The 15,929-nt window shown below is 73.9% G+C and carries 16 protein-coding genes; 10 read left to right on the top strand and 6 right to left on the bottom strand.

The features are described 5' to 3' along the window. Window positions 1-38 precede the first annotated feature (38 nt). Window positions 39-965 carry a mycothiol synthase gene (gene mshD, locus IE153_RS19010; RefSeq protein WP_189590876.1) on the top strand — a complete coding sequence of 309 codons (927 nt, stop codon included), beginning with the start codon at window positions 39-41 and terminating at the stop codon, window positions 963-965. After that, complete coding sequence (locus IE153_RS19005; RefSeq protein ID WP_229829054.1) at window positions 962-1,489, top strand: GNAT family N-acetyltransferase; 528 nt, start codon at window positions 962-964, stop codon at window positions 1,487-1,489. The genes mshD and IE153_RS19005 overlap by 4 nt, the downstream gene beginning before the upstream one ends. Here IE153_RS19005 and IE153_RS19000 read toward each other — a convergent pair. From IE153_RS19000 to IE153_RS18975, 6 genes are all read right to left on the bottom strand, one after another. Further along, entirely contained in the window at window positions 1,461-2,465 is a 1,005-nt protein-coding gene (locus IE153_RS19000) for a LysR family transcriptional regulator (RefSeq protein WP_189590875.1), read from the bottom strand. The genes IE153_RS19005 and IE153_RS19000 overlap by 29 nt on opposite strands. Window positions 2,466-2,597: 132 nt before the next feature. Then, on the bottom strand, window positions 2,598-3,224 hold the full coding sequence (locus tag IE153_RS18995) for an ABC transporter (RefSeq protein ID WP_308432193.1): 627 nt from the start codon (window positions 3,222-3,224) through the stop codon (window positions 2,598-2,600). Further along, window positions 3,215-4,729 carry an ABC transporter permease gene (locus IE153_RS18990; RefSeq protein WP_189590874.1) on the bottom strand — a complete coding sequence of 505 codons (1,515 nt, stop codon included), beginning with the start codon at window positions 4,727-4,729 and terminating at the stop codon, window positions 3,215-3,217. Before IE153_RS18990 ends, IE153_RS18995 begins: the two co-directional genes overlap by 10 nt. Then, entirely contained in the window at window positions 4,726-5,586 is an 861-nt protein-coding gene (locus IE153_RS18985; RefSeq protein WP_189590873.1) for an ABC transporter ATP-binding protein, read from the bottom strand. Before IE153_RS18985 ends, IE153_RS18990 begins: the two co-directional genes overlap by 4 nt. Next, window positions 5,583-6,419: a cupin domain-containing protein gene (locus IE153_RS18980; RefSeq protein WP_189590872.1), complete on the bottom strand. Its 837-nt coding sequence runs from the start codon at window positions 6,417-6,419 to the stop codon at window positions 5,583-5,585. The genes IE153_RS18985 and IE153_RS18980 overlap by 4 nt, the downstream gene beginning before the upstream one ends. Then, window positions 6,416-6,967 carry an RNA polymerase sigma factor gene (locus IE153_RS18975; RefSeq protein ID WP_189590871.1) on the bottom strand — a complete coding sequence of 184 codons (552 nt, stop codon included), beginning with the start codon at window positions 6,965-6,967 and terminating at the stop codon, window positions 6,416-6,418. The genes IE153_RS18980 and IE153_RS18975 overlap by 4 nt, the downstream gene beginning before the upstream one ends. A 111-nt stretch (window positions 6,968-7,078) precedes the next feature. Here IE153_RS18975 and IE153_RS18970 point away from each other — a divergent pair, with 111 nt between their 5' ends. The 8 genes from IE153_RS18970 to pstS all read left to right on the top strand — a co-directional run bounded on the left by IE153_RS18970 (window position 7,079) and on the right by pstS (window position 15,833). Continuing rightward, window positions 7,079-7,471: a GntR family transcriptional regulator gene (locus tag IE153_RS18970; protein WP_189591241.1), complete on the top strand. Its 393-nt coding sequence runs from the start codon at window positions 7,079-7,081 to the stop codon at window positions 7,469-7,471. Beyond that, window positions 7,468-8,352 carry an ABC transporter ATP-binding protein gene (locus IE153_RS18965; RefSeq protein WP_189590870.1) on the top strand — a complete coding sequence of 295 codons (885 nt, stop codon included), beginning with the start codon at window positions 7,468-7,470 and terminating at the stop codon, window positions 8,350-8,352. The genes IE153_RS18970 and IE153_RS18965 overlap by 4 nt, the downstream gene beginning before the upstream one ends. Then, window positions 8,349-9,218: an ABC-2 membrane transporter-related protein gene (locus tag IE153_RS18960; protein WP_189590869.1), complete on the top strand. Its 870-nt coding sequence runs from the start codon at window positions 8,349-8,351 to the stop codon at window positions 9,216-9,218. The genes IE153_RS18965 and IE153_RS18960 overlap by 4 nt, the downstream gene beginning before the upstream one ends. Next, complete coding sequence (locus tag IE153_RS18955) at window positions 9,215-10,129, top strand: ABC-2 membrane transporter-related protein (RefSeq protein ID WP_189590868.1); 915 nt, start codon at window positions 9,215-9,217, stop codon at window positions 10,127-10,129. Before IE153_RS18960 ends, IE153_RS18955 begins: the two co-directional genes overlap by 4 nt. Before the next feature lie 313 nt (window positions 10,130-10,442). Continuing rightward, entirely contained in the window at window positions 10,443-12,809 is a 2,367-nt protein-coding gene (locus IE153_RS18950) for an RNA degradosome polyphosphate kinase (protein WP_189590867.1), read from the top strand. Beyond that, on the top strand, window positions 12,790-13,971 hold the full coding sequence (locus IE153_RS18945; protein WP_189590866.1) for a CHAD domain-containing protein: 1,182 nt from the start codon (window positions 12,790-12,792) through the stop codon (window positions 13,969-13,971). Before IE153_RS18950 ends, IE153_RS18945 begins: the two co-directional genes overlap by 20 nt. A gap of 50 nt (window positions 13,972-14,021) precedes the next feature. Beyond that, the gene (locus IE153_RS18940) at window positions 14,022-14,456 is read left to right on the top strand and encodes an NUDIX hydrolase (protein WP_189590865.1); all 435 of its coding nucleotides are present in this window, start codon (window positions 14,022-14,024) and stop codon (window positions 14,454-14,456) included. 246 nt (window positions 14,457-14,702) lie between these two features. Then, a complete protein-coding gene (gene pstS, locus IE153_RS18935) occupies window positions 14,703-15,833 on the top strand; it encodes a phosphate ABC transporter substrate-binding protein PstS (RefSeq protein WP_189590864.1) in 1,131 nt (376 codons plus the stop codon). Window positions 15,834-15,929 lie beyond the last annotated feature (96 nt).

Below are 15,929 nucleotides of genomic sequence, written 5' to 3'. Positions count from 1 at the left end.
CCGCCGATTTGCCGGTGGCGCCCCGTACCCTCGTACGCATGACCAGCGACGACACCGTACGGCCCGGACGCCCCCGCTCGATCGAGACCCTTGCCGCGCTCTCCGCCGAGCAGACCGAGGCCGTACTCGGACTGCTCGACGAGGCGGCCGGGACCGACGGGCAGCAGGCGGTGTCCGAACAGGGCCGGTTGCAGTTGCGCGGCGGGGAGCGGGAGGGCGTGTCCCATCTGCTGCTGACCGCCGGCGGGGAACTTGTCGGTTATGCCCAGCTGGAGGACACGGACCTGGTGGAGCCGCCGGCCGCCGAGCTGGTCGTGCACCCCGGGCACCGCGGGCACGGGCACGGGCGGGCGCTCGGCTCGGCGCTGCTGGCGGCCTCCGGCAAGCGGCTGCGGGTGTGGGCGCACGGCGGGCACTCCGCCGCCCGACATCTCGCACAGGTCCTCGGCCTGACCCTCTTCCGTGAACTGCGCCAGATGCGGCGGTCGTTGACCGACTTCGACGCACCCGAGCCGGTGCTCCCCGAGGGCGTCACGGTCCGCGCCTTCGTCCCCGGCAAGGACGACGCGGCCTGGCTCGCGGTGAACGCCGCCGCCTTCGCCCACCACCCCGAGCAGGGTTCCCTCACCCAGCGCGACCTCGACGACCGCAAGGCCGAGCCGTGGTTCGACCCCGAGGGCTTCTTCCTCGCCTTCCGCGGCGACGAACTCGTGGGCTTCCACTGGACCAAGGTGCACGCCGAGGAGGGCCTGGGCGAGGTCTACGTCCTCGGCGTCGGCCCCGGCGCGCAGGGCGGCGGCCTCGGCAAGTCCCTGACCACGATCGGGCTGCGGCACCTGGCGGGGCGGGGGCTGCCGACGGCGATGCTGTACGTCGACGCCGACAACAAGGCGGCGGTGTCGGTGTACGAGCGGCTGGGGTTCACCACGCACGAGGTCGACCTGATGTACCGGACGGAGACGTGAGCTCTCCCACGGTGCCGGGCCTGTGCGTCCGCCCGGCCGCCGCATCCGACCTCGCCGCCCTGGTCCGGCTCCGCGACGACGCCGCACGCTGGATGCTGGCCCGTGGCATCACCGGGCAGTGGCGGCCGGGGGAGCTGGACGAGGAGCACTTCCGCCGGGTCATGGCGCACGGCGAGGTCTGGCTGGCGGAGACCGGCGGGCGCCTGGCCGGTGCCTGGGAGCTGTGGTGGGAGGACGAGGACGCCTGGGGCCCGCAGCCGCCGGTGGCCGGGTACGTGCACCGGCTGATGGTGGACCGGGGCGCCGCCGTGCCCGGGACGGGGCGGGCGCTGCTGACGGCCGCGGAGCACCGCGTGGCCGAGGCGGGACGGACCTGGATGCGTCTGGACTGCCTGGCGGGCAACGCACAGCTCAACGCCTACTACGTGGACGCCGGTTACCGGGTCGTGGGCCGCAAGGAGGGCAAGCCGCAGCCGGGTGGGCAGCCCAAGTCCTTCACGCTGCTGGAGAAGCGGGTCGGGTAGGGCCCTGCTGCCCTTCGGGGGTCTGCCCTTCGAGGACTCCCCGCGGGGGTTCCGCCCACGACGGCCGCCAGAGCTCGCCCTCCGGCGGGCGCGGCCGGGTGGCCACCAGGTAGTCGTGGAGCGCCCTCAGGCCGGGGTGCGGGTCGTCCGTGCGCCGGAGCAGCGAGTGCGGATAGACCGGGACCGGGTCCACGAGCGGGACGAGCCGCAGGTCGTGGGCGACCGGCCAGACGTGCGGGGTCCGTTCGCTGAGGAAGGTGGCCACGGTCGGGGAGCCCGCGATCGTGTCGAGCAGCGCTTCGAGGCCGAAGTTGGGCCCGATGGTGTCGATGGCCGGCCCGAAGGCCGCTGCGAGTTCCTCGTAGTAGGCGTGCCATTCGGTCCCGGGGACGTTGCCCGGCATCCAGATGCGGTGCCCGGCGAGCTGCGCGGTCGTCACCGAGCGGGCCCGGGCGAACGGGTGGCCCGGGCCGACGCAGAGCTGCAGCGGCTCGTCGAGGACCGGGGTGGCCGTGATGCCGTCGGGGAGCCGCTGCCCGGGCATGGTGACGGCACGGAAGGTGGCGTCGACGGCCCCGTCCCGCAGGGCCGTCACGGCGGTCTCCACGTCGAACAGCGTGACGACGTCCAGCGCGATCTCCGGGTGCGCCCGGTGGAAGTGCTGCACCAGCCCGCCGGTGGCGGCCCGGCGCCCCACGACGTCGACCCGCAGCGCCCGGTCCCCGGGCCGCACGGCGGCCGTCGCCCGGTCCTCGGCCTGGAGCAGGACCCGGGCGTGCGGCAGCAGTGCCTGTCCGTCGATGGTGAGCTCCGCGCCCCTCGGCGTGCGGACCAGCAGCCGCACTCCGAGGTCCTTCTCCAGCGCGGCGATCCGCTTGGACACGGCCTGCTGGGTGAGGGCCAGATCCACTGCGGCCTTCTGGAACTGCCCGGAGTCGGCGATCGCCACGAAGGCGCGTACGGCTTTGAGGTCCACGAAGGGCAGCCTAGCCGCACAACATGCGGTTGTCAGACGGCCCGGAACGCTCGGCTCATGAGGCAGGGTGCGGCCCGGCGCACCATCATCGGACGCCCGGTGCACAACCATCGGATGTGCACCGGACCTCCGCTAGAACCGGACCCGCCGCCGCAACGGTTCCACCGCGCACACCGCGCCCAGGATCACGGCCCCGGCCAGCACCACGCCCCACCGGTCGTGGGCCGCGGCCCACCGTTCGTCCTCCACCGGCACGAACAGCGCCCAGCGCCCGGGCCAGAACAGCATCACCAGGACGGCCGTGGTCAGCAGCCCGCCCGCGACCGGCAGTCCGGGCCGGGCGACCTCGGTGAAGCGCACGCCGGCCGCCGCGCCGGTCACCGCCAGGACGCAGGCGGCCCCGGCTTCGAGCGTGATGTCGCCGACCGGGGGCCGTACGCCCGGCGGCACGAGCAGCAGGGCTGCCGTCCACCAGGCCGCCGCGGCCGGGGCGGCCAGGGCGACGCGCAGGGCGATCCGGACCGGGCGCGGGGTCGGCACGGCGGCGGTGGTGTGCCGGGCCGGGTCGTCGAGGAGGAAGGCCAGGCCCACCGCGAAGGCGAGGATCGCGGCCCGCAGCAGGTACGCGGAGAGCCGTTCCGCGCTCTCGCCGGTCCGGGTCAGCGCGGTGAGCAGCAGTCCGGCCACCCCGGCCATGCCCACCACCCCCCACGGCAGCGTCCGGTGGACGGGGAGCACCAGCTGCCGGGTCAGAGGCACTTGTCCTCCCCGTCGGGCGCGGGCAGGTCCAGCAGCGCGGCGGCCCGGGCCGCGGTGACCTTCGGCGCGGTCAGTTCGCGCCACCGGTCCTTGACCCGTGCGCCGGCCTCGCCCCGGGGCAGGTCGAGCAGGGCGCGCAGCACCTCGGTCTGGGCCGCGGTCATGGACAGCCCGTCCGTGGGCTGGAGCACCAGGGCGGAGCCGGTGATGCTGTCGTCGAGCCGGACCCGGCGCAGCGCGTCGAGGGGCTCGGACGCCCAGCCCACGGCCAGCCACATGAGGGGGATGATGCGGGCGTCGCAGATCGAGGTCGCCGCCTTCTCGTCGCCCGCGATCAGCACACCGGCCACGGCGGCGGAGAACTCGGGGACGCGGTTGCCGCCCCACTGGGTGCCCACCGTCACCTCGTGCGGACGCTCCAGCGGCGTCAGCGCGCCGTCGCCGGAGAGGCCGTAGCGCGCCTCGACCCGCTGCCGTACGACGACGTCCTGCTCGTGGGCGCCGCCGCCGGCCAGGGAGCGGACCCGGTCCACCACCGCGGCCCAGTCCCCGACCCGTGGCCCCCACTCGGGGAACGCGCAGTAGGTGGAGCCGTCCCGGCGGACACAGGACTGCACCTGCTCGGGGTGCACGGTGGCGCGTTCGCGTGCCTTGACCAGCTGGGGGGAGTCGCCGCCCGACTGGGCCACTCCGCCGACCAGCGTCATGGCGAGCGCTCCGGCGGTACCGGCCAGGACGGCCGGCTTGCGGCCGCCGGCGACCAGGACCGCCACCAGGCCCAGGGTCAGGGCCAGTCCGGCGAGGTACAGGGCGTGCCAGCCGGCGGGCCGGCCCATCAGATCGGAGGGCAGGGTGTTGCTCGTGGCCTCCACGACGGCCGGCAGCAACCAGCGGCTCGCGTCGTCGCTCGTGCCCGAGAAGAAGGCGAACAGGAAGAGCCCGAACACGACCAGCAGCGGGGCCGCGATGACCGACCTCACCAGCCCGGCCATGAGCAGCCCGGCCAGCCCCGACAGCAGCACGGTCAGCGGACCCACGAGCAGTTCGCCCACCGACCCCTGCCCGATCGCCCCGGGCCGCAGCGCCTCCCAGCCGAACTGCCCGGCCACGCACACGGCGGTGACCAGGGCTGCGGCCACGACCGACAGGGCGTGGGCGACCGTACGGCACCAGTGCGGGAGCAGCAGCACCGCGAAGTGCCGCTCAGTGTCGTGCCGTCGGGAGCGCAGTGCGGCCTGGTTGACGGACAGCAGGACCGCGAGGCCGACCAGCATCGGGGCGTTCTGGGTGGCGCGGTCGGCGTCCTGGAGGGCCGGGTAGTCGCCCCAGGCCCTGCCGGCGCGCCACACGGTCCACCCGAGGTACACGGCGAAGGCGAGCAGCACCGGAATCCGGGTCAGCAGCCGGCGGGACTCGAACAGGGCCAGGGCGAGCACGGCCTTGGAGGGCCCGCCGGGCTCGTTCCGTATCCCGGGTGCGAGCGGCTTCTCCACGACCGTGGTCATGCCGCCACCTCCGCTCCGGCGTCGTCGAGCGTGAGCAGGTAGCCGTCCTCCAGGGTGGGTTCGAGCAGTTCGGCGCCGGGTGGCGGGGCCCCCACGTTGCGGAAGGTCCCGGTGCCGGTGCGCCACCCCGCCTTGGCGCCCGGGTCCCGCTCGGTGCTGCTCCACACGCGCCCGGCGGCCCGCGCGGTCAGCTCGGCCGGAGTGCCCTCGAACCGCACCCGGCCGGCGGCCATGACGATCACGCGGTGGCAGAGCATCGCCACGTCCTCGGTCTGGTGGGTGGACAGCAGGACCGTCCGCCCCTCCCCCGCTCCGGCGATCAACTCCCGGAACCTCATGCGCTGTTCGGGGTCCAGTCCCACGGTCGGCTCGTCGAGGACCAGGAACCCGGGCTCACCGACCAGGGCGGCCCCCAGGGCGACGCGCTGCCGCATCCCGCCGGACAGCTTGCGGATCCGCTTGCCCCGCACGTCCGCCAGGCCGACCTCGTCGAGCACCCGGCGCACCTCCCGGTGCCGGACGCCCCGGTCGGTCATCTCCTTCAGGATCGCCACGTAGTCGACGAACTCGAAGGCGGTGAAATCCGGGTGGAAGCCCGGCGTCTGCGGCAGGTAGCCCAGCCGGCGCCGCACCTCCTGCCGGCCGCGGGCGGTGCCCGGGTCGTGCCCGAGGACGGTGAAGGCCCCCCGGTCGGCGGGCAGGGCCGTGGCGAGCACCCGCAGCAGCGTGGTCTTGCCGGCGCCGTTGGGGCCGAGCAGCCCGGTGACGCCTGGGGTCAGCCGCAGCGACACGTCGTCGAGGGCCCGGGTGCCGCCGTAGCGGAGGCTCAGCCCGGAGGCGGACACGGTCGGGGTCATACGGCACGTCCCTGGAAGAGGTCGAATCGGTCACGGAGGAGGAAGAGCAGCCCGGCGGCGAGCGCGGCGACCACCGCCGCCACGCCCTGCCCCGCCACGGTGAACGGCGCGAGCGGCACGTCCGCCCCCGTCCGCAGCACGTCGGCGGTCAGCAGCAGTCCGACCCACGCCCCGCCCACGAGGGACGGCGCGAGGACGGGCCCCAGCCGGGGCGTCAGCGCGAGCCCGGTCGCGGTGAGCGCCAGCGCGGGCAGCAGCCAGGCCAGGCCGCGCAGGCCGTAGGCGGGCAGGGCGAGGGTCGCCAGCCCGTTCAGCCCCAGCACCACACCCAGCACGGCCACCGTCCGGATCATCAGCAGCCGGAACCCGTGCATCGGCGCGACGACGGTCATCTCGTACGTCGGATCCAGCGCGGGTCCGTACGACAACGCCACCCCCGCCAGCGGCAGCAGCGGCGCGAGGGCCAGGAACAGCGTGGGGAACTCCCCGCCGCGCACGGCGTGCCCGGCCCCCACGCTCAGGAGCAGCACGGCGACGACGGCCCCGAGCCAGGACCGGCGCAGCACGGGCGTCGCCGCCAGCAGCCGCGCGGTGTGCCCGGCCACCCCGATCCGCACCAGCAGCCGCTCCAGAAGCCCCGTCCGGGGTGCGTCCAGCTCGGCGTCGAGCCGGTCCCATCCGGCGTCGAGGACGACCGGGTCGCTGACCTCGGCCAATGCACCGCGACACCGGGCGCAGGAGGTCAGATGCGCGTCGGCGGACCAGAGCACAGGGGCTTCCAACTCCCCTCGTGCGTAGGCGCGCAGATCCTCCTCGGACACGTGCCAGCTCATGCCAACGCCTCCCGCAACTGCTTGCGGGCCCGCATGGCCCGCGTCTTGACCGTCCCCGGCGGAATCCCGAGCAGCACGGCCGCCTCACGGGTCGTCAGCCCGTCGATGACGGTCGCCTGCAGCACCGCCCGCAGCTCCGGCGACAGCCGGACCAGGGCTCCGGCGAGGTCCCCGTGCTCCACCCCCGCGAGCACGCGTTCCTCCGCCGACACCTCGTCCCGGTGCCGCAACCGCGTCAGGGCCTGCCGCAGCCGCCCGCGCGCCCCGTCGCCCCGCAGCGCGTCCACCAGCCGCCGCGACCCGATGCGCCACAACCATCCGGCCGCGTCGGGGGCATGCCCCTCCTGGCGGTGGCGGGCGGTGCCGCGCCACACCGCGAGGAACGTCTCCTGCACGACGTCGTCGACGACCCCGAGGTCGGCGCACCGTCCCCGCAACCGGGCCCGGAGCCAGGGCGCGTAGCGCCGGTACAGCTCCTCGAAGGCGCGCCGGTCGGCGTCCGCGGCTATGGCCCGCAGCAGCTCCCCGTCGCTTCTCGTATCGCTCACGTCTCCTCATCGGACGGCCCGGGTCGAACGGTTCACGAAAGCACGGTTGACTTTTCGGCCCTCCTTCCACCACCCTTTCACTACTCAATTAGTGAAAGGGTGGTTCAAGCAGTGGTCGAGTACCGCATCGACCGGCGCAGCGGTGTGGCCACCTACGTCCAGATCGTCCAGCAGACCAAACAGGCCCTGCGCCTGGGCCTGCTGGAGCCGGGCGACAGGCTCCCCACCGCCCGCGAGGTCGTGGAGGCCACCGCCATCAACCCGAACACGGTCCTCAAGGCCTACCGGGAGCTGGAGCGCGAGGGCCTGGTCGAGGCCCGCCGGGGACTGGGCACGTTCGTCCGCAAGTCCCTGAGCACCGCCCCCGCCGACTCCCCGCTCCGCGCGGAACTGGACGCCTGGGCGGTCCGGGCGCGCGAGGCCGGTCTGGAGCGCGAGGACGTGGCCGCCCTCTTCACTTCCGTACTCGACGCGCACTTCGCAGAATCCAAGGGGGACGCATGACGGACACCGCCATCGAGGCGGCGGGGCTGGGCAGGAGGTTCCGGCGACGCCGCGGGCCGGCCCTGGACGGCTGCGCCTTCCGGCTCCCCGCGGGCAGCGTCTGCGCCCTCACCGGCCCGAACGGCGCCGGCAAGTCCACCCTGCTCGCCCTGGCGGCCGGGCTGCTCCGCCCCACCGAGGGCACCATCACCGTGCTCGGCACCACCCCGGCCGCGGCCCGCGAGCGGCTCGCCCACGTCGCCCAGAACAAGCCCCTGCACCCCCAGCTCACCGTCGCCGGCACCCTGCGGCTGGGCCGCGACCTCAACCCCCGCCGCTGGGACGCCCGGGCCGCCGAGCGGATCGTCGCCGAGGGCGACCTCGACCCGGACACGAAGATCCGCGCGCTCTCCGGCGGCCAGCGCACCCGCGTCGCACTCGCCCTCGCCCTCGGCAAACGCCCCGAACTGCTGCTCCTGGACGAGCCGATGGCCGACCTCGACCCGCTCGCCCGCCACCAGCTGACGGCCACGCTGATGGCCGACGCCGCCGACCGCGGCACCACGGTTGTCATGTCCTCGCATGTCGTGGCGGAGCTGGAGGGCTCCTGCGACCACCTGCTGCTGCTCGGCTCGGGCCGCGTCCGGCTCGCCGGGCCGCTGGACGACCTGCTCGCCGCGCACACCCTGGTCACGGGCCGGGCGGGCGACGCCCTGGACCCGCACACCGTGGTCGAGTCCCGCACCACCGGCCGCCAGCTGACCGCGATGGTCCGTCCCGCGGGCCCCCTCGGCGACGTCCTCCAGGGCGACCGGCCCTCCCTGGAGGAGGTCGTCCTGGCCCACCTGCGCTCCCCCGACGCCCCGCCGCTGCTGCTCGATGCGCGGGAGGCCGCCGTATGACCACGACGACCACCAGGGCACGCGCCGCCGTCCGGCCCGTATCGCCGCCGCGCGGCCTGCTCCTGGCCCTGCTCCGGCTGCACCGCACGGCGCTGTGGTTCTGGCTGGGACTGGTGGCGGTGGCCGCCGCGGCGCTGCTGTGGGCGCTCGGGCCGGGAGCGGACGCCGCCTGGGCCGAGTACCGGGGGATGGGATGCGACGGGGGCGCCCCGGACCTGGGCTGCGACCTGCCGGGCCCCGCCTTCTTCCGGTACGAGACGACCGTCACGGTCGTCATCGGGATCCTCTTCCTCCTCCCGACGCTCACCGCGGCCTGGGCCGGCGGCTCCCTCATCGGCCGCGAACTGGAGAGCGGCACCGCCCAGTTCGCCTGGACCCAGTCGGTCACGCCGGCCCGCTGGCTGGCCGCCAAGCTCGCCGTCCCGGCCCTGCTGCTCGTGCCGGGCACCCTGGCGATCACCCTGCTGCACCGCACGCTGTGGACGTCGGACCACCATCTGATGCGCGTCCTGGCCTGGCGCGCCTGGTACGACGACGGCGTCTTCGAGGCCAACGGCGTGCTCGCCACCGCCCACGCCCTGGCCGCTCTGGCCCTCGGCGTCCTGTCCGGCGTGCTCCTGCGCCGCGCGCTGCCCGCCCTCGGCGTCGCGGTCGCGGCCATGGCCTCCCTGACCTCCGTCCTCGACGACCTGCGCCCGCACCTGTGGCCGACCCCGCCCGGGACGCCCTCGCTGATGCACAAGCACCCCGCGTCCCACTTCTGGCCCCTCCAGCTCGTCGAGACCGGCATCGTCATGGCCGTCGCCGCCCTGGCGACCGCGACCGCGTTCCTCGTCCTGCGCCGCCGCACGGGAGCCGCCGTATGACCGCCCTCGCCACCGCCGCCGCCCCTGACACCCGGCCGGGCGGCCTGCTGCGGGCCGTCGGCAGGACGCACCGCACCGCCCTCGTCCTGTCGCTGCTGGCCCTGGCCGCCGCCGCGGTCGCGCTGATCTGGCTGCACTCCCTCGGGGACGAGGCCCGGGCGGGGATGAGCGCCTGCTCCACACCCCCCACCGCCGGGCTCCCCTCCTGTGCGGCAGTCGATGCGATCACCGCCGACGAGACGTACCGGAACGGCATCTTCGGACTCGCGACGGCCCTGTCCTGGGTCATGTTCCCCGTGGCCGCCTGGGCGGGCGGCGCCCTGATCGGGCGCGAACTGGAGAACGGCACCGCCCAGCTGGCCTGGACCCAGTCGGTCACCCCGGTCCGCTGGCTGGCCGTGAAGCTGGCCGCCCCGGCCGCCCTGCTCACGGTCGGCACCGGCGGACTCCTGCTGCTGAACGACTGGGCGCGCGGGGACGGCAATCCCAACCTGGTCGGCGACTGGTACTACCCGGACACGTTCGTCTCGACGGGCCCGGTGGCCGTGGCCTACGCCCTGGCCGGTCTCGCCCTCGGCGCGCTGGCCGGACTCGTGTGGCGCCGTGCCCTGCCGGCCACGGGCGTGTCCCTCGCCGCCTCCCTGGTCCTCCACGGCGTCATGGAGCGCTACCGGGAGAACCTCTGGCCGGCCGTCACGCGCACCGAGGCCGGCGCCCTCGAACTGCCCCGCTCGGCCTTCCAGGTCGCCTGGTCCGACGTGCCCCGCGGCGGCGTCCCGCTCACCCGCGCGACCTTCCACCCCGAGTCACACTTCTGGCCGCTCCAGTACGTGGAAACCGGCCTCCTGCTGGCCGTGGCCGGCACCGCGACGGCCGCCGCCTTCCTCCTCCTGGCCCGCCGCCTCCCCTGAACCCGGTCCGCGCGTCCTTCCACGGGGGGATGGACGCGCGGCCCGCCCCTTGGGGACACTCCCGGAGCACACGGCCCGCCCGTCGGGCACACTCCGGGGGCGTACAGCCCGCCCACCAGGCACACTCCGGGCCTACAGCCCGCCCACCGGGCACACTCCGGGGCGTACGGCGTCGCCGAGCGCCGTCCACAGCCTGTGGGCAACCGCGCCGGCCCCTCACCCGGCCCCGTGGACGCCCGCGAGCCGCTCCCCGATATCCCGCACGTCATGTCTCCGTAACCATCGATTCAGACGAGCTTGCGAAGCTCGGCCAATGAATCCCGCCGTGCCAGAGCCTTCCCCGCCCCGTGAGGGTCCCGAGGGAAACGGGAGCACTCATGTGACACCCCCGCTCCCGCCCGCGCTGTCCGACGCGCCCGTGATGCTCGCGGCGCGGAAGAATGGGTCCATGAGCCAGCCGAACACCCAGGCACAGGTCCAGCACGCGCAGCCCTCCGTGGGCTCCATCGCAGCCCACCGCCCGCACACGGTGGCGGCGGCGGTCTCCGATCTGGAACCGGACATCGACGCCGACCTCGACGCCTACGAGGAGTCGCCGTACGACGGGCCCCAGCTGCCCCAGGGGCGTTTCCTCGACCGGGAGCGCAGTTGGCTCGCGTTCAACGAGCGCGTGCTGGAACTCGCCGAGGACCCGAACACGCCCCTGCTGGAGCGGGCCAACTTCCTCGCGATCTTCGCCAGCAACCTGGACGAGTTCTTCATGGTCCGGGTGGCCGGTCTGAAGCGCCGCATCGCCACCGGCGTGGCCACCCGCTCCGCCTCCGGCCTCCAGCCCCGCGAGGTGCTGGAGATGATCTGGGCCCGCTCGCGCGAACTCATGGCCCGGCACGCCGCCTGCTACCACGAGGACGTCGCCCCCGCACTCGCGGAGGAGGGCATCCACCTGGTCCGCTGGAACGAGCTGCAGGAGAAGGAGCAGGCCCGCCTGTTCACCCTGTTCCGGCACCAGATCTTCCCCGTGCTGACCCCGCTGGCGGTCGACCCGGCGCATCCCTTCCCGTACATCTCCGGCCTGTCCCTGAACCTGGCCGTCGTCGTACGGAACCCGGTCACGGGCCACAAGCACTTCGCCCGGGTGAAGGTGCCGCCGCTGCTGTCCCGCTTCCTGGAAAGCTCCCCGGGCCGCTACGTCCCCATCGAGGACGTCATCGCCGCCCACCTGGAGGAGCTCTTCCCGGGCATGGAGGTCCTGGAGCACCACGCCTTCCGCCTCACCCGCAACGAAGACCTGGAGGTCGAGGAGGACGACGCGGAGAACCTTCTCCAGGCCCTGGAGAAGGAGCTCATGCGGCGCCGCTTCGGGCCGCCGGTGCGCCTGGAGGTCGAGGAGTCCATCGACCGCGAGGTCCTGGACCTGCTGGTGCGCGAGCTGAAGATCAGCGAGGCCGAGGTGTACCCGCTGCCGGGCCCGCTGGACCTCACGGGCCTGTTCCGCATCGCGTCCCTGGACCGGCCGGAGCTGAAATACCGCAAGTTCGTCGCCGGCACCCACCGCGACCTCGCCGAGGTCGAGTCGGCGTCCGCGCCGGACATCTTCGCCGCGCTGCGCGAGCGGGACGTGCTGCTGCACCACCCGTACGACTCGTTCTCCACCTCCGTCCAGGCCTTCCTGGAGCAGGCGGCGGGCGACCCGGACGTCCTCGCGATCAAGCAGACCCTGTACCGGACCTCCGGCGACTCCCCGATAGTCGACGCGCTCATCGAGGCCGCCGAGTCCGGCAAGCAGGTCCTGGTCCTGGTCGAGATCAAGGCCCGCTTCGACGAGCACGCCAACATCAAGTGGGCGCGCAAGCTGGAGGAGGCCGGCTGCCACGTGGTCTACGGCCTGGTGGGCCTGAAGACCCACTGCAAGCTGTCGCTGGTGGTCCGCCAGGAGGGCGAGACGCTCCGCCGCTACAGCCACGTCGGCACCGGCAACTACCACCCGAAGACGGCCCGCCTCTACGAGGACCTCGGCCTGCTCACGGCCGACCCCCAGGTCGGCGCGGACCTCTCGGACCTCTTCAACCGCCTCTCCGGCTACTCGCGCCGGGAGACCTACCGCCGTCTCCTGGTCGCCCCCAAGTCGCTGCGCGACGGCCTGGTCTCGCGGATCGCCAAGGAGGTCCAGCACCACCGTGCGGGGCGCCCCGCGCACGTCCGCATCAAGGTCAACTCGATGGTCGACGAGGCCGTCATCGACGCCTGCTACCGCGCGTCCCAGGCGGGGGTGCCGGTGGACATCTGGGTGCGCGGCATCTGCGCGGTGCGCCCGGGCGTGGCCGGCCTGTCGGAGAACATCCGGGTCCGCTCGATCCTCGGCCGCTTCCTGGAGCACTCCCGGGTGTTCGGCTTCGGCAACGGCGGCGAGCCCGAGGTGTGGATCGGCAGCGCCGACATGATGCACCGCAACCTCGACCGCCGGATAGAGGCCCTGGTCCGGGTCACCGACCCGGCCCACCGGGCAGCCCTGAACCGGCTGTTGGAGACCGGCATGTCCGACTCCACCGCCTCCTGGCACCTCGGCCCGGACGGCGACTGGACCCGGCATGCGACCGACGCGGACGGACAGCCCCTGCGCAACGTCCAGGAGATGCTCATAGACGCCCGGAGGCGCCGGCGTGGCACAGCAACACCTTGACCCGACGGATCCCCGATCCCGGCACGCCGGGGCCGTCCCCACCGGTGACGTCCTCGCGGGCTATCTGCGGGCCCAGGCCACGGAGTTCCTCCGAGCGCTGCGCCTGCACCGGGAGACGGGGTCGGGGGCGAACGGCTCGGAGGGGTCCGCCGAGGCGGCCCGTGCCCTGCGCCGCTCGGCCCGGCGCATCAGCGCCGGCCTGCACACCTTCCAGTCCCTCCTCGACTCGGACTGGTGCGAGGCGATGCGCCCCGAACTGGCGTGGGTGTCGGGGACGTTGGCGATGGAGCACGCGTACACGACCCGTCTGGAGCGCCTGTTGACGGCACTGCACCGCCTGTCGGGGTCGACGGCGCTGCCGGGGCAGACGGCCGGTGCCGTCGCCGCCGGCCGCGCGGACGCTCCGGCGGGCACGCGCGCCGACCCGGCTGCGGGCGGTCGTGCCGCCCCGGCCGCGTCCGTCCCGCAGCGAGCGGCATCCCGCGACGCGGGGCTGCGCAACCCGCCGGCAACGGCCGCGGCACCGGAACGCGGCAACCTCACGGTCGGAGCGGCGAAGGCGGGCGCCCTGCTGGACCGCCAGCTGACCCTCGCCCGCACCCGGGCCCACTCCACGGCCCTGCAGGCCCTGGGCAGCAGTCGTTTCCACGCCGTCGCGGACAAGGTCGCCGTCCTGGCCAGCGAGGTCCCGCTCACCAGGGCGGCCGGCAGCACCGACCTGCGCCCTCTCGCCGCCGCCGCCCAGGGCCGGCTCACCGACGCCGTGACCGCCCTCCCCCTCGTCACCGCGGGAAGCCCGTACAACGCCGCGGCCCTCGTCCACGGCCTGTCCCCGGACACGGTCCCGCACCCGCAGGACGCCCCGTGGCACCAGGTCCGCCTGCTGCTGCGCCTGCACCGCTACGCGCGCGAGGCCGTCAGCGGCCCCAAGGGCAACGCCGTGGTCGACCTGCGCCTGCTCTCCGCGGGCCGGGCCCTGAACCGGCACCGGGACGCCTCGGAGGCGGCGGCAGCGGCGGCCCAGGCGGCCCGCACCCCGCGCATCGCCCCGGCCACGGCGTACGCCCTCGGCGTGCTCCACGCCGACCAGCGGCACGAGGTGGAGGCGGCGCGCTTCGCGTTCCAGCAGTGCTGGCAGAAGGAGACCGTCCGCACGTCATGACCGGCCGGCCCGGCATGTCCGGCCACGGCACCAGGAGGCGGTGAAACCCGGTGAGCACCCCCAAGGACACCACCGTTCAGGCGGCGGGCTGCGTCCTGTGGCGCCACTCCCCCACCACCGGCGAGCCCGAGCTCTGCCTCGTGCACCGGCCGAAATACGACGACTGGTCGTGGCCGAAGGGGAAACTGAAGCGCGGCGAGGCGGCACTCGACGGCGCACTGCGCGAGGTCACGGAGGAGACGGGCTGCCGGGCCGAGCCCGGGCCCGAGCTGTCGACCCTGCGCTATGCGGCGGGCGGCCGCCCGAAGCGGGTCCGCTACTGGGCGGCCGAGGCCGTGTCCTGCGCGTTCTCCCCGACGGACGAGGTGGACCGGGTCCTGTGGCTGACTCCCGCCGCCGCCCGCGACCGTCTCACCCAGCCCCACGACCGGCCGCTGGTCGACGAGCTGCTCGCCGTTCTGCACCTCCCGCGGACGGCCCGCTGACCGGACGGTCCCCATTCGTCCGCAAAAGCGGAATGCCGACGTGCTCTCCCCGTAAGCATTCCGTGACCTCACCAGGCCTTAGGCAGGGGTTCACCCCTCGTTCATGTGCGGCCATCGGCGCCTTCACCTGATCTGCCTAATTTCAGCCTTACCGACGCGTGCCGCGCCTGCTGAGTGCGACCGCGTCCGCGTCACTCAGACTTCGCACGCCGCCGATCAGGACGGCGGCTCCTGGAAGGAACTCAAGTGAAGCTTCAGCGCATGAACCGGCGGGCCCTCGCTCTCGGTGCTCTCGCCGTCTCCGGCGCCCTGGCCCTCACGGCGTGCGGCTCCGACGACACCGGCGGCAACAGCAACGGCGGTGATTCCTCCAACGCCGCCGCGCCGAGCAACGTCAAGTGCGACGACGCCAAGGGTCAGCTGCTGGCCGACGGCTCGTCCGCGCAGAAGAACGCGATCGACGCCTGGGTGAAGCAGTTCACCTCCGCCTGCCAGGGCGTCCAGATCAACTACAAGGGCGGCGGCTCCGGCGCCGGTGTCACCGCGTTCACGCAGGGCCAGGTCGCCTTCGCCGGCTCCGACTCCGCGCTGAAGCCCGACGAGGTCACCGCCTCCAAGAAGGTCTGCACCGGCGGCCAGGGCATCGACCTGCCGATGGTCGGCGGCCCGATCGCGGTCGGCTACAACGTGAGCGGCGTGGACAACCTCGTCCTGGACGCCCCGACCCTGGCGAAGATCTTCAACAACAAGATCACCAACTGGAACGACCCGGCGATCAAGAAGCTGAACCCCGACGCGAAGCTCCCGGACCTCAAGATCCAGGCCTTCCACCGCTCGGACGACTCCGGCACCACGGACAACTTCACCAAGTACCTGATCGCCACCTCCAAGAGCGACTGGCCCTACGACGGCGGCAAGACCTGGCAGGCCAAGGGCGGCCAGTCCGCCTCCGGCTCCTCCGGCGTCGCCCAGCAGGTGAAGCAGACCAACGGCGCCATCGGCTACTTCGAGCTGTCGTACGCCAAGGACGGCCTGAAGACGGTCGACCTCGACACGGGCGCCGCACAGCCGGTCAAGGCCACCGTCGAGAACGCCACCAAGGCGATCTCCGAGGCCAAGGTCGTCGGCACGGGCAAGGACCTCTCCCTGGAGCTGAACTACGGCACCAAGGCCGAGGGCGCCTACCCGATGGTCCTCGTCACCTACGAGATCGTCTGCGACAAGGGCAACAAGTCCGACACCCTGCCCGGCACCAAGGCGTTCCTGCGCTACATCGCCTCCGAGGACGGCCAGAAGATCCTCTCGGAGAACGACTACGCCCCGATCCCCGCCGACATCATCTCCCAGGTCCGCACCACCATCGAGGGCCTGAGCTGACCCGAGTGCGGCCCGGCCCCCTCCCCGGGGCCGGGCCGCACCGTCCGGTGCACCGCCGCCAGTGGCCGTACCTCGCGTACGGCTCCGCAGACCGGA

The organism is Streptomyces massasporeus (genome assembly GCF_014648995.1).
Taxonomy (GTDB): Bacteria; Actinomycetota; Actinomycetes; order Streptomycetales; family Streptomycetaceae; genus Streptomyces; species Streptomyces massasporeus.
Note: the sequence above shows the minus strand (reverse complement) of the source record. Positions and strands in the feature narration are given on the sequence as shown.